12 protein-coding genes are annotated in these 13,553 nt (G+C 67.5%); 10 read left to right on the forward strand and 2 right to left on the reverse strand.

Annotated elements, in window-relative coordinates; all coding sequences use genetic code 11:
* Positions 1–71: 71 nt before the first annotated feature.
* Positions 72–2,015, reverse strand: a complete 1,944-nt coding sequence (gene acs, locus AC5P9C_RS10840; protein ID WP_049471109.1) for an acetate--CoA ligase — start codon at positions 2,013–2,015, stop codon at positions 72–74.
* Positions 2,016–2,260: 245 nt separating this feature from the next.
* Here acs and AC5P9C_RS10845 point away from each other — a divergent pair, with 245 nt between their 5' ends.
* The 4 genes from AC5P9C_RS10845 (at position 2,261) to xth (ending at position 8,072) form a co-directional block, all read left to right on the forward strand.
* Complete coding sequence (locus AC5P9C_RS10845) at positions 2,261–3,688, forward strand: DcaP family trimeric outer membrane transporter (RefSeq protein WP_057494015.1); 1,428 nt, start codon at positions 2,261–2,263, stop codon at positions 3,686–3,688.
* A gap of 215 nt (positions 3,689–3,903) precedes the next feature.
* The gene (locus AC5P9C_RS10850) at positions 3,904–5,565 is read left to right on the forward strand and encodes an MFS transporter (RefSeq protein ID WP_049471113.1); all 1,662 of its coding nucleotides are present in this window, start codon (positions 3,904–3,906) and stop codon (positions 5,563–5,565) included.
* A 198-nt stretch (positions 5,566–5,763) separates the two neighbouring features.
* Positions 5,764–7,173, forward strand: a complete 1,410-nt coding sequence (locus AC5P9C_RS10855; RefSeq protein WP_343540563.1) for a coniferyl aldehyde dehydrogenase — start codon at positions 5,764–5,766, stop codon at positions 7,171–7,173.
* Between the two features lie 131 nt (positions 7,174–7,304).
* Positions 7,305–8,072, forward strand: a complete 768-nt coding sequence (gene xth, locus AC5P9C_RS10860; RefSeq protein ID WP_057494020.1) for an exodeoxyribonuclease III — start codon at positions 7,305–7,307, stop codon at positions 8,070–8,072.
* Between the two features lie 72 nt (positions 8,073–8,144).
* On the opposite strand, the gene AC5P9C_RS10865 is transcribed toward xth, so the two are convergent.
* A complete protein-coding gene (locus AC5P9C_RS10865; RefSeq protein WP_005411656.1) occupies positions 8,145–8,396 on the reverse strand; it encodes a GlsB/YeaQ/YmgE family stress response membrane protein in 252 nt (83 codons plus the stop codon).
* 84 nt (positions 8,397–8,480) lie between these two features.
* Between AC5P9C_RS10865 and AC5P9C_RS10870 the strand changes: the two genes are divergently transcribed.
* The 6 genes from AC5P9C_RS10870 (at position 8,481) to AC5P9C_RS10895 (ending at position 13,465) form a co-directional block, all read left to right on the forward strand.
* Positions 8,481–9,080, forward strand: coding sequence for a 4'-phosphopantetheinyl transferase family protein (locus AC5P9C_RS10870; RefSeq protein WP_343540560.1), 600 nt, complete (start codon positions 8,481–8,483; stop codon positions 9,078–9,080).
* 39 nt (positions 9,081–9,119) lie between these two features.
* Positions 9,120–9,758, forward strand: a complete 639-nt coding sequence (gene rsmG, locus AC5P9C_RS10875) for a 16S rRNA (guanine(527)-N(7))-methyltransferase RsmG (RefSeq protein WP_053504783.1) — start codon at positions 9,120–9,122, stop codon at positions 9,756–9,758.
* Between the two features lie 112 nt (positions 9,759–9,870).
* Positions 9,871–10,668 carry a ParA family protein gene (locus AC5P9C_RS10880; protein ID WP_014648884.1) on the forward strand — a complete coding sequence of 266 codons (798 nt, stop codon included), beginning with the start codon at positions 9,871–9,873 and terminating at the stop codon, positions 10,666–10,668.
* Positions 10,668–11,591 carry a ParB/RepB/Spo0J family partition protein gene (locus tag AC5P9C_RS10885; RefSeq protein WP_014648883.1) on the forward strand — a complete coding sequence of 308 codons (924 nt, stop codon included), beginning with the start codon at positions 10,668–10,670 and terminating at the stop codon, positions 11,589–11,591. The genes AC5P9C_RS10880 and AC5P9C_RS10885 overlap by 1 nt, the downstream gene beginning before the upstream one ends.
* Before the next feature lie 125 nt (positions 11,592–11,716).
* Positions 11,717–12,448, forward strand: coding sequence for a suppressor of fused domain protein (locus AC5P9C_RS10890; protein WP_164688492.1), 732 nt, complete (start codon positions 11,717–11,719; stop codon positions 12,446–12,448).
* 51 nt (positions 12,449–12,499) lie between these two features.
* A complete protein-coding gene (locus AC5P9C_RS10895; protein WP_049471125.1) occupies positions 12,500–13,465 on the forward strand; it encodes an NAD-dependent epimerase/dehydratase family protein in 966 nt (321 codons plus the stop codon).
* Positions 13,466–13,553: the final 88 nt, after the last annotated feature.

The following is a 13,553-nucleotide window of genomic DNA, read 5'->3' on the forward strand; positions in this document are numbered from 1 at the left end:
ACCCTCCGGGGGTCAGAGCCCGTTCCTGGCGGAACGGGATCCGACTCCAGGGTCCGGCCCCGGGTCGTACGTCAGCGCACCTTGCGCTCGTCCACCAGCGACGCCACCACCGACGGGTCGGCCAGGGTCGAGGTGTCGCCCAGCTGGTCCGGCGCGTTCTCGGCGATCTTGCGCAGGATGCGGCGCATGATCTTGCCCGAGCGGGTCTTCGGCAGGCCCGGCGCCCACTGCAGGTGGTCCGGCGTGGCGATCGGGCCGATCTCCTTGCGCACCCAGGCGATCAGCTCCTTGTGCAGCTCATCGCTCGGCGCCTCTTCGGCCACCAGCGTGACGTAGGCGTAGATGCCCTGGCCCTTCACGTCGTGCGGGAAGCCCACGACCGCCGCTTCGGCCACCTTCGGATGCGAGACCAGCGCGCTTTCCACTTCGGCGGTGCCGATGCGGTGGCCGGACACGTTGATCACGTCGTCGACGCGGCCGGTGATCCAGTAGTAGCCGTCTTCGTCGCGGCGGCAACCGTCGCCGGTGAAGTAGCTGCCCGGGTAGGTGCGGAAATAGGTGTCGATGAAGCGCTGGTGGTCGCCGTAGACCGTGCGCATCTGGCCCGGCCAGGAATCACGGATGATCAGGTTGCCCTCGGTCGGACCGTCCTGGATCTCGCCATCGGCATTGACCAGCGCCGGCTGCACGCCGAAGAAGGGCAGGGTGGCCGAACCGGGCTTGAGATCCATCGCGCCGGCCAGCGGCGAGATCAGGATGCCGCCGGTCTCGGTCTGCCACCAGGTATCGACGATCGGGCATCGGCTGTCGCCGACCACTTCGTAGTACCAGCGCCAGGCTTCCGGATTGATCGGCTCGCCGACGCTGCCGAGCAGGCGCAGCGACGCGCGCGACGTCTTCTTCACCGGCTCCTCGCCTTCGCGCATCAGCGCACGGATGGCGGTCGGGGCGGTGTAGAAGATGGTCACCTTGTGCTTGTCGATGACGTTCCAGAAGCGCGAGGTGTCCGGGTAGTTCGGCACGCCTTCGAACATCAGCGAGGTCGCGCCGTTGGCCAGCGGCCCGTACACGATGTAGCTGTGGCCGGTAACCCAACCGACGTCGGCGGTGCACCAGTAGATATCGTCTTCGCGCAGGTCGAACACCGCTTCATGGGTGTAGGCCGCGTACAGCAGGTAGCCGCCGGTGGTGTGCAGCACACCCTTCGGCTTGCCGGTGGAACCGGAGGTGTAGAGGATGAACAGCGGATCTTCCGCGTTCATGCGTTCCGGTTCGCAGGTGGACGGCTGGCTGTCCACCACATCGTGGAACCAGCGGTCGCGCGGGGCCTGCATGTCCACCGCGCCGCCGGTGTGGCGCACCACCAGCACGGTCTCCACGGTGTTCGTGCCCGGCAGCTTCAGCGCGGCATCGACGTTGGCCTTCAGCGGAATCCTGCGACCACCGCGCAGGCCTTCGTCGGCGGTGATGATCAGCTTGCTCTGGCAGTCGCTGACACGGTCGGCGATCGAGTTCGGCGCGAAGCCACCGAACACCACCGAGTGGATCGCACCGATGCGCGCGCAGGCCAGCATGGCCACCGCGGCGTCGACGATCATCGGCAGGTAGATGGTGACCCGGTCGCCCTTCTTGACGCCGAGGTTGCGCAGCGCGTTGCCGAGGCGGCAGGTGCGCTCGTACAGCTCGCGATAGGTCACATGCTGGGCCGGTGCATCCGGGCCGTCCGGCTCGAACAGCAGAGCGGTCTTGTCGCCGCGCGTTTCCAGCTGCCGATCCAGGCAGTTCACGCTGGCATTGAGCTCGCCATCTTCGAACCACTTGATGTGGAAGTTGGACAGGTCATAGCTGACGTTCTTGATCTTCGTCGGCTTGCGCATCCATTGCAGGCGCTCGGCGGCCTTGCCCCAGAAACCATCCGGGTCGGTCACCGATGCCTGGTACTGCTGTTCGTACGACGTCTTGTCGATGCGTGCCTTGGCGGCGAACTGCGGATCGACGGGATAGATATCAGCCATGGCACCCTCACTTGCACGTTGACTTTGTATGTGCGGTCGCAGCATCGCAGCGACCGATCCCCCTCAGTTTGCCCCATCCACCCCCGGTCGCGTCACCACCCTGGTTAGACCATGGTCGAAAGTGAGCGCCCAGCAGGGGCGGGTTCGACCAATGGCGAATAGCCGCTGTACATAATCGCCCCGCAGTCTCGGCTCGACCGTGCCCCACGCGCGGCATCACCTTGCCACTTGGGAGAGAGGGCAACATGAGCCACCGTACGTTGAAAGCCGTGCGCACGCCTTTGGCGGCCTGCCTGCTGGTCGCCCTGGTCGCACCGGGCATGGCGTTCGCAGAGACCGCCAAAGAGAAAGCACTGGAAGCACGCGTTGCCGAACTGGAACGCCAGGTCCAGCTGCTGCTGTCTTCGCAGCAACAACAACAGACCCAGATCAGCCAGACCCAGCAGGCGGTGACCGAAGTGCGCACGGTGCAGGCCGGGCAGAAGCCGGTCGCACAGGTGCCGGCCGGCAAGCAGCCGATCCAGGTCACCACCCTCACCCCGGGCGCCGCACCGGGCACCACGGTCAAGATCGGCGGCTTCATCAAGGCCGACTTCCTGGCCACCCAGACCAGCGATGGACAGCTGGCCGACGACGCCACCGGCCGCTCGCTGTACCTGCCTGGCCAGACCCCGGTGGAAGGCGCCGGCGGCAGCGGCAAGCGGTCGGGCACCGACTTCAACGCCCATGCCAAGTTCTCGCGCTTCAACCTGGGCATCGACAACGTGAGCGAATCGGGCAACAAGGCCGGTGCGTTCTTCGAGATGGACTTCTTCGGCAACTCGCTGGGCAACCAGACCGCCACCAACACCTATGGCGTGACCCTGCGCCACGCCTACATGTACTGGAACAACTGGCTGGCCGGCCAGACCTGGTCCAACTTCATGGACGCGGCCGCACTGCCCGAAGCGGTCGACTTCGTCGGCCCCACCGATGGCGTGATCTTCGTGCGCCAGGCCCAGGTGCGCTACACCCAGGGCGGCTTCAGCGTCGCGCTGGAAAACCCGGAAACCACCACCCTCACCGGCACCCGCAACCCGGTCACCGGTGCCTGGACCAACGCCAGCGCCAACTCCGACCGTGGCAGCCTCCCCGACCTGACCCTGCGCTATGGCTGGAAGGGTGACTGGGGCACCTTCGGTGTCGGCGGCATCGTCCGCCAGTTGAAGGTGGACAACCAGGCCACCGGCGCGAAGGCCGACAAGGTGGCTGGCGGCCTGACCCTGGGCGGCAAGTGGGTGATGGGTGACAGCGACTCGCTGCACTACCAGCTGACCGGCGGCGAAGGCATCGCCCGCTACATCGGCCTGGGCATCACCGCCGACAGCGCCTACGACGTGGCCCGCGATGAGCTCAACCCGACCGGCGTGCTGGCCGGCTATGTCGGCTGGCGGCATGCGTTCTCGCCGAAGCTGCGCACCAACCTGATCTACGCGCGCAGCGACTACGACAACGACAGCATCCTCGGCCCGCTGGTGACCAAGAGCGTGCAGAGCATCCGCGGCAACATCTTCTATTCACCACTGCCCAAGGTCGATATCGGCGCCGAGCTGATGTACGGCCGTCGCGAAGTGGAGAACGGCAACAAGGGTGACATCACCCGGTTGCAGTTCACCACGAAGTACAGCTTCTAAGAGCGTGCCGGCCAGCGGCCGGCACCTACCCAAAACGGAGCCGGTCCAGCGGCCGGCACCTACCCAAAGCGGAGCCGGTCCAGCGGCCGGCACCTACCCAAAGCGGAGCCGGTCCAGCGGCCGGCACCTACCCAAAGCGGAGCCGGTCCGGTGACCGGCACCTACCGAGATTGAGTGCCGACCGGCGGTCGGCACCTACAGAGGGAAAACGTCCCATGTCCAGTACACCCAGCACCGCACATAAAGCGGGCACCCTGACCAAGGGCCACAAGAAGGTCATCTTCGCCTCGAGCCTCGGCACGGTCTTCGAGTGGTATGACTTCTTCCTGTACGGCTCGCTCGCGGCCATCATCGCCAAGCAGTTCTTCAGTGGCGTCAATGAAACCACGGGCATGATCTTCGCCCTGCTGGCGTTCGCCGCCGGCTTCTTCGTGCGCCCGTTCGGCGCGGCCTTCTTCGGCAGCCTCGGCGACCGCATCGGCCGCAAGTACACCTTCCTGGTCACCATCCTGATCATGGGCATCTCGACCTTCCTGGTCGGCGTACTGCCCAACTACGCTTCGATCGGTTTCGCCGCGCCGGTGATCCTGATCATCCTGCGCCTGGCCCAGGGCCTGGCGATGGGCGGCGAGTACGGCGGTGCTGCCACCTACGTGGCCGAGCATGCGCCGGACGACAAGCGCGGCCTGTACACCAGCTTCATCCAGTGCACAGCCACGCTCGGCCTGTTCATGTCGCTGCTGATCATCTTGGCCTGCCGCTACTTCCTGGGCAATGAAGCCTTCGAAGCCTGGGGCTGGCGCATCCCGTTCCTGGTCTCGATCCTGCTGCTGGGCGTGTCGGTATGGATCCGCCTGCAGCTGAGCGAATCGCCGCTGTTCCAGCAGATGAAGTCGGAAGGCAAGGGCTCCAAGACGCCGTTCCGTGACAGCCTGAAGGGCGGCAACCTGAAGCTGATGCTGCTGGTCCTGCTCGGTGCGGCGGCCGGCCAGGCCGTGGTCTGGTACGGCGGCCAGTTCTACGCGTTGTTCTTCCTCAGCAGCATGCTCAAGGTTGACGCCACCACCTCCTACCTGCTGATCGCGGCGGCGCTGGCGCTGGGCGTGCCGTTCTTCATCTTCTTCGGCTGGCTGTCCGACCGTATCGGCCGCAAGAAGATCATCCTGGCCGGCTGCTTGCTGGCAGCTGTTACCTACATCCCGATCTTCAAGGGCCTGACCCACTTCGCCAACCCGGCCATCGAAGAAGCCCGCAGCAGCTCGCCGGCCCTGGTCGTGGCCGATCCGAACACCTGCTCGTTCCAGTTCGATCCGGTGGGCCTGCGCAAGTTCACCAGCTCCTGCGACGTGGCCACCGCCGCGCTGACCAAGGCCGGTGTGCCGTACGACGTGCAGCCCGCCGCCGCCGGTTCGCTGGCGATGGTGAACGTGGGCAGTGCCAGCGTCACCTCGTATGAGGCCGCTGGCCTGACCAAGGAAGAAGGCAAGGCCAAGGCCGATGCATTCGGTGCGGAACTGAAGACCGCCCTGACCACCGCCGGCTACCCGGCCAAGGCCGATGGCGCCCGCATCAACATCGCCGGCACCATCTTCATGCTGTGGCTGCTGGTGCTGTACGTGACCATGGTCTACGGTCCGATTGCCGCTTATCTGGTCGAACTCTTCCCGACCCGCATCCGCTACACCTCGATGTCGCTGCCGTACCACATCGGCAACGGCTGGTTCGGTGGCTTCCTGCCGGCGATCTCGTTCGCGCTGGTGGCCGGTACCGGCAACCTCTACTACGGCCTGTGGTACCCCATCATCATCGCGCTGATGTCGGTGGTGATCGGCGGCCTGTTCCTGCGTGAGACCAAGGACGTGGATATCACCCAGTAACCGGTGGGTTCCATGCAGTGAAGGAAAGGCCGCGGTGCAGACCGCGGCCTTTCTGTTTATGGGCCGTGCCCACTCGGCCCGCATCCGGTAGTGCCGGCCGCTGGCCGGCAACCTCCTGAATCGCCGCGCACATGAAGCCCTTGCCGGCCAGCGGCCGGCACTACCATTGCGTTGCGCAGCACCCCGTATAGTCGGCCCATGACCACCACTACGCCGGAAGACCTCCCCGCTCTCCTGCACACCCTGCGCAGCGCCTGGCAGTCGCAGCGGCCCACGCTCGACCAGCGCGAAGCCGACCTGCGCCGCCTGCGCGAGGCGCTCAAGCCGCGCCTGGACGAGATGGCCCAGGCCATCGCCGAGGACTTCGGCCACCGCGCCCACGTTGAATCGAAACTGGCCGATGGCATGAGCGTGCTGTCGGCCATCGACCACCTGCGTCGCCACCTGCGGCGCTGGTCGAAGCCGCAGCGGGCATCGGCGGGATGGAAGTTGTGGCCCGCGCGCGCGCAGCTGCGGCCGACGCCGCTGGGCGTGGTCGGGGTGATCTCGCCCTGGAACTACCCGGTCACGCTGGCATTGGTGCCTTTGGCCACCGCCATCGCTGCGGGCAACCACGTACTGCTGAAGCCTTCGGAACATACGCCGCGCACCAGCGCGTTCCTGGCCGATCTGCTGGCCAGCGTGTTCCCCCCCGATCGGGTGGCGGTGGTGCAGGGTGGGGCGGACCTGGCGGCGGCGGTGTCCTCGCTGCCGCTGGACCATCTGTTGTTCACCGGCTCGACGGCGGTCGGCCGCAAGGTGATGGCCGCCGCCGCCGAACATCTGGTACCGCTCACGCTGGAACTGGGCGGCAAGTCACCGGCCATCGTCTGCCGTGATTTCCCGTTGGATAGAGCTGCCGCGCGGCTGGCCACCGGCAAGTGGTTCAACGCGGGCCAGACCTGCATCGCGCCGGATTACGTGCTGATCGATACGGTCCGCCAGCGCGAGTTCGTACAGGCGCTGCAGCAGCAGGTGCGCGAGCGCTATGGCGACTTCAGCGATGCCGACGACTACACCCGCATCATCAATGAAGGCCAGTACCGGCGCCTGCAGGGCTACCTGGCACAGGCGCGGCAGCGCGGGGTGCCGGTGATTCCGCTGGCGCAGGTGGACGACGCGCGCGCCGACCGCGAGCGCCTGCTGGTGCCGACCGTGGTGCTGGACCCGCCGGACGACCTGGACCTGATGCGCGAGGAGATCTTCGGGCCGATCCTGCCGGTGCGGGCCTATCCGGACCTGGAGGCGGCGCTGGCCGACGTGCTGTCCCGCGACCGGCCGCTGGCGCTGTATCCCTTCAGCCACGACACGGCGACGGTGGAGCGCATCCTCGGCCAGGTGGTGGCCGGTGGGGTGACGGTCAATGACACGCTGCTGCACTTCGCCGCCGATGGATTGCCGTTTGGCGGGGTCGGGGCCAGCGGCATGGGCGCGTACCATGGCCGGGCCGGGTTCGATGCGATGAGCAAGCGGCTGCCGGTACTGTGGCAGTCGCGCTGGGCCGCCAGCGACCGGCTGCGCCCGCCGTACTCGAAGATTGCGGGGTTGTTGAAGCTGCTGCTTCGGTAGTGCCGGCCGCTGGCCGGCAACTGCGGGGTCTTGCCGACGGTTCATGGGGTTGCCGGCCAGCGGCCGGCACTACCGGTGGGTGCCCACCTGGGGTGGCACGCGTGCCAAGCCCACCCGGGTAGAATGCCCGCATGAAAATCGCCTCGTGGAACGTCAATTCGCTCAATGTCCGCCTGCCGCACCTGGAGCAGTGGCTCAAGGACTTCAGCCCGGACATCGTCGGCATCCAGGAAACCAAGCTGGAGGACCACAAGTTCCCCGATTCGGCGCTGATCGCCGCCGGCTATCGCAGCGTGTTCGCTGGCCAGAAGACCTACAACGGCGTGGCGCTGCTGTCGCGTGAGCCGGCGCAGGACGTGCAGATCGGCATTCCCGGTTTCGAGGACGAGCAGAAGCGCGTCATCGCCGGCACCTTCGGCGACCTGCGGGTGATCAACCTGTACGTGGTCAACGGCCAGGACATCGGCACCGACAAGTACGCGTACAAGCTGCGCTGGCTGGAAGCGGTGCATGCGTGGGTCGCGCAGGAGCTGCAGCGCCACCCGAAGCTGATCGTGATGGGCGACTTCAACATTGCCCCGGACGCCCGCGACGTGCACGACCCGGAGGTGTGGAACGACAACCACATCCTGACCTCCACCGCCGAGCGCGGCGCGCTCACCAAGCTGCTGCATCTGGGCCTGCACGATGGCTTCCGCCTGCACAACGACGAGGCGGGTACCTTCAGCTGGTGGGATTACCGGGCGGCCGGTTTCCGCCGCAACCTGGGCCTGCGCATCGACCTGACCCTGGTCTCAGAGGCGCTGAAGGGCAGTGCGGTGGCCTCGGGCATCGATCGCGAGCCGCGCACCTGGGAACGCCCGAGCGACCACGCGCCGGCGTGGGTGCAGATCGGTTGAACGAACGGGGCCCGACGATTGCCGGGCCCGTTCTGGAACATCTGCCGGCCAGCGGCCGGCACTACCCTCAGATCACCGTATGCTCTTGCGGGTGAACAGGTTGACGATCGCCAGCAGGATCACCGCACCGATCAGCGAGAACAGGAAGGTGCGAATGGTGATCGCTTCGTTGATGCCGCCGCCGAACAGCCAGCCGGAAATCAGCGCGCCGACGATGCCGACCACGATGTTGAGGATGATGCCCTGCTGGGCATCGCGCTTCATGATGATGCTGGCCAGCCAGCCTACGATGCCGCCGACGATCAGCCAGATGATGATGCCCATGATCGAACCTCCGGTGGGGAACTGTGACCAGTTGACGCGCACGGCCGTGAACCCGTCGTGCAATTGCGTGACGGGCGCGTGCGGATGAGCCTGCCAGCCACCCTCGACGGCCCGTGGCGCTTCGGTCCGGTGACCGTCTGGCGGCGCCCCCATGTGCCCGGCCAGCGGGGTGAACCGCAGGCGCGGCAGGTGCTGGCGCAGGCCCTCGGGGCTGATCCGGAGACGCTGCCGCTGGTCCGCGATGACAAGGGCCGGCCGGAACTGAGCGGCGCACTGGCCCATTACGGCACCGGCTGGAGCCACAGCGGCGAGGTGCTGCTGGTGGCGCTGGGCGAAGGCGTGCGGCTGGGCGTGGACCTGGAGCTGCTGCGGCCGCGGCCGCGCCTGCTGGAGATCGTGCGGCGCTTCTTCCACCCCCAAGAGGTGGCCTGGCTGGAACGCCTGGACGAGGCCGACCGCGAGCACTGGTTCTTCCGCGTGTGGTGCGTCAAGGAGGCCATCCTGAAGGCGCACGGGCAGGGCATCTCGTTCGGCCTGCACCGCCTGCAGCTGGCGCCGGGGGCCGATGGTGCCCTGCACCTGCACTGGTGCGACCCGGAGCTGGGCGAGGCCGCGCGCTGGCACCTGCACGAGTGGCAGGCCAGCGGCCAGTTCCGCGCCGCATTGGCCTGGTATCCGCACTGAAGCGGGGAATCGGCGTGCAAAACCGGCGATAATGCCGGCATGAGCGAACACCCACTTCCCGCCAGCGTGGCCGCCACGCTGGAACAGGGCCTGGCCAGCATGGGCCTGGATGCCGCGCTGGCGCCGCCGCTGCTGCGCTACCTGGCCCTGCTGCACCGCTGGAACGGCACCTACAACCTCACCGCCATCCGCGACCCGCAGGAGATGGTCACCCGCCACCTGCTCGACTCGCTGGCGATGCAGCCGTTCGTGGCCGATGGCAGCCTGGCCGACCTCGGCACCGGCCCCGGGTTGCCCGGCATCCCGCTGGCGATCGCCTGCCCGGGCCTGCAGGTCACCCTGGTCGAGAGCAATGGCAAGAAGGCGCGCTTCATGCGCGAGGCCGTGCGCCAGCTGGGCCTGGACAACGCCCGCGTGGCCGAATCGCGCGCCGAGGCGCTGGACGAGGCCGGCCGCTACGACCAGCTGACCGCGCGCGCGATGGACACCCTGGCCGGCATCGTCCGCGTCGGTGGCCACCTGCTGCGGCCCGGCGGCGTGCTGCTGGCCATGAAGGGCGTCTACCCCCATGAGGAGATCGCAGACCTGCCGGCGGGCTGGCAGGTGCGCGAGGTGACCCCGCTGAACGTGCCCGGCCTGGCCGGCGAACGCCACCTGGTCACCGTTACAGGCCCCTGATTCCCGCCGCCAGCCCCTTGTGGAACAACGGGTTGGCGATCCACGATTTCCGCAAGGGGCCGGTTGTACGCATAATGACCGGTCCCAGCACACGTCGACGAGGCACACCCGCATGGCCCGCATCATCGCCATCGCCAACCAGAAGGGTGGCGTCGGCAAGACCACGACCGCCGTCAACCTGGCCGCTTCCCTGGCCAACGCACCCAAGCGCGTGCTGTTGGTCGACCTGGATTCGCAGGGCAACGCGACCATGGGCAGTGGCGTGGACAAACGCGAGCTGGCCGCCTCCACCTGTGACCTGCTGCTGGGCGAGAACAGTGCCGCCGACGTGCGCGTGCAGACCGCCGAGGGGTACGACCTGCTGCCCGGCAACATCGACCTGACCGCCGCCGAGATCCAGCTGATGGGCCAGAGCGAGCGCGAGCAGCGCCTGAAGCGCGCGCTGGCGCCGATCCGCGACGAGTACGACTACATCCTGATCGACTGCCCGCCGGCGCTGTCGCTGCTGACGCTCAACGCGCTGGCCGCCGCCGATTCGGTGATCGTGCCGATGCAGTGCGAGTACTACGCACTGGAAGGCCTGAGCGCGCTGGTGGAAACCATCGAAGCGCTGCGCACCAGCCTGAACCCGGCGCTGGAGATCGAAGGCGTGCTGCGCACCATGTTCGACGTGCGCAACAACCTGGCCAACGCAGTGTCGGCCGAGCTCACCGAGCACTTCGGCGACCGCGTGTTCCGCACCATCGTGCCGCGCAACGTGCGCCTGGCCGAGGCGCCCAGCCATGGCCAGAGCATCGTCGGCTACGACCGCGCCTCGCGCGGTGGCGTGGCCTATCTGGGCCTGGCCGGCGAGATCATCCGCCGCAACAACGAACGCAACAAGGCCGGCAAGGCCGTGGAGATCGTCTGATGACCAGCAGCAAGCCGGCAGCCAAGAAGCGAGGCCTCGGCCGTGGCCTGGACGCGCTGCTGGGCCCGAAAGGCGCGGTCAGCCAGGTGCAGGCCACCACTGCGGTGATCGAGCCGCTGCCGGGTGAAGTGCTGCGCAAGTTGCCGGTCGGCCAGCTGCAGCCGGGCAAGTACCAGCCGCGCCGCGAGATGGACGAGGGCAAGCTGTCCGAGCTGGCCGACTCGATCAAGTCGCAGGGTGTGATCCAGCCGATCCTGGTGCGCCAGCTGCCGGCAGGCAACTACGAAATCGTCGCCGGTGAACGCCGCTGGCGCGCATCGCAGCTGGCCGGGCTGGATGAAGTGCCGGTGGTGGTGCGCGAGCTGGAAGACCGCACCGTCATCGCGATGGCCCTGATCGAGAACATCCAGCGCGAAGACCTCAACCCGCTGGAAGAGGCCGAAGCGCTGCAGCGCCTGATCAGCGAGTTCACCCTGACCCATGCCGAGGCCGCCGAGGCCGTCGGCCGCTCGCGCGCGGCGGTGTCCAACCTGCTGCGCCTGCTGGAGCTGCCGGTGGCGATCCGCCTGCTGCTGGAAACCCGCCGCCTGGAAATGGGCCACGCCCGCGCGCTGCTGACCCTGGCCCCCGAGCTGGCCGGCAAGCTGGCCCAGGAAGCGGCCGATGAAGGCTGGTCGGTACGCGAGGTCGAGCGCCGTGCGCAGGCCTTCGCCGCCGGCAAGGTGCCGAGCAACCGCCCGGCGGCCACGCCGAAGGTGCAGCAGGCCGACATCGCCTCGCTGGAAACCGAGCTGTCCGAAGCATTGGGCGCCAAGGTGGCGATCAATCATGGCCGCGGCGGCAAGGGCAAGCTGATCATCCACTACACCGACCTGGACACCCTGGACGGCGTGCTGGAGAAGCTGCGTACGCGCCAGGGCTGAGCCCGGCGCCGCGACAGGGGATGCGGCCTGTTCCTGCCGCGTCTGTAGATGACAGGGAACGCACCGCCGCGCGCACCGGGGGATGCACTGCTCTCCGGTCCGTGGCTTCATCCAGGGAGCAGGACATGAGCAACCCATTCGACGACGTCAGCCCGGGCGGTAGCCCGATCCTGGTGCACAGCCGCCAGAAGGACTTCACCCCGCCGCAGGGTGAAGCGCATATCGAGGCGATCGGCGCGCACATCGAGCGCCACCTGGGGCCGGTGTCCGGCGTCTTCCACGAGATCATCTCCGACCTGGTGCACATCGACGTGCACGTGGTGCCGGCCAATGACCAGTTCCCGTACCTGCGCCTGGTCACTTCCGGCATGAGCGACCTGCCGATGACCGTGCCCGCCGAAGTCGGTGCGGACGTGCCGCGCTACATGGAGCTGATGGTGACCCTGCCGGCCGACTGGCCGATCTCCCAGGACGCCTTCGAGGACGAACGCAACTACTGGCCGGTGCGCCTGCTGAAGGGCATGGCGCGGCTGCCGCACGAGTACGACACCTGGCTGGGCTTCGGCCACACCATTCCCAACGGCCATCCCAGCGAGCCCTATGCGCCGGGCGTGGGCTTCGACGGCGCCATCGTGCTGCCGCCGGTGACTACCCCGGATGACTTCGCCACGCTGGAACTGGACGACGGCAGGACCATCAGCTTCATGACCCTGGTTCCGCTGTATCCGGAAGAGATGGACCTGAAGCTGAAGAAGGGCGCCGAGGCGCTGCTCGACCGCTTCGATGCGAAGAAGATCCAGGACGTGATCGAACCCGGCCGCACCAACGTGGCCAGGAAGCGTTTCGGGCTGTTCTGAGCCTGCGGCGTATCCTCTGCACCTGTCCTCATTGAAATCCAGGCAACTGCAATGACCCTCCTGCTCACCGGCGCTGCCGGCTTCATCGGTGCCTACACCGCCCGCGCCCTGCTGGAGGCCGGCCAGTCGGTGGTCGGCCTGGACAACTTCAACGATTACTACGATCCGCAGATCAAGCGCGACCGCGTGGCCGCGCTGTGCCCGTCGCTGGACCTGCGCACCCTGGACCTGACCGACCGCGAAGGCCTGGCCGCACTGTTCGATGAAGTGAAGCCGAGCGCGGTGATCCACCTGGCCGCGCAGGCCGGCGTGCGCTATTCGCTGGAAAACCCGCACGCCTACGTCGACAGCAACCTGGTCGGCTTCGTCAACATGCTCGAGCTGTGCCGCCACGGTGGCGTGCAGCACCTGGTGTACGCCTCCAGCAGCTCGGTCTACGGCGATTCGGCCACGCCGCCGTTCTCCGAGGACCAGCGCGTGGACCAGCCGCGCTCGCTGTACGCGGCGACCAAGGCCGCCAACGAGCTGATGGCCCATACCTATGCGCAGCTGTACGGCCTGCATGCCACCGGCCTGCGCTTCTTCACCGTCTACGGCCCGTGGGGCCGGCCGGACATGGCGCCGCTGCTGTTTTCGCGCGCGGTGCTGGCCGGGCGCCCGATCGACGTGTTCAACGAAGGCCGCATGCAGCGCGATTTCACACATGTCTCCGACATCGTGTCGGGTATCCTCGGCGCGCTCGCGCATCCGTCCGATGGTCCGGTGCCGCACCGGGTGTTCAACCTCGGCAACCATACGCCGGTCGAGCTGGAGCGCTTCATCAGCGTGATCGAGCAGGCTGCCGGCCGCCCCGCGCAGAAGGTCTACAAGCCCATGCAGCCCGGCGACATGGTGCGCACGATGGCCGATACCCGGCGCGCGCATGACGCTTTCGGCTTCGATGCGGTGACCCCGATCGAAGCAGGGCTGCCGCCGGTGGTGCAGTGGTGCCGCGAGTATTTTGGTGATCGCGCCTGAGGACGGATCCTCACGCTGCCGGGTTCATCTTCGGATAACCTCGGCTGCGGAGAATGCGCGGTCTTTGTCCCCCCTTTGGCCGAGTGCC

The organism is Stenotrophomonas sp. YJH_SMC_10, assembly GCF_059371555.1.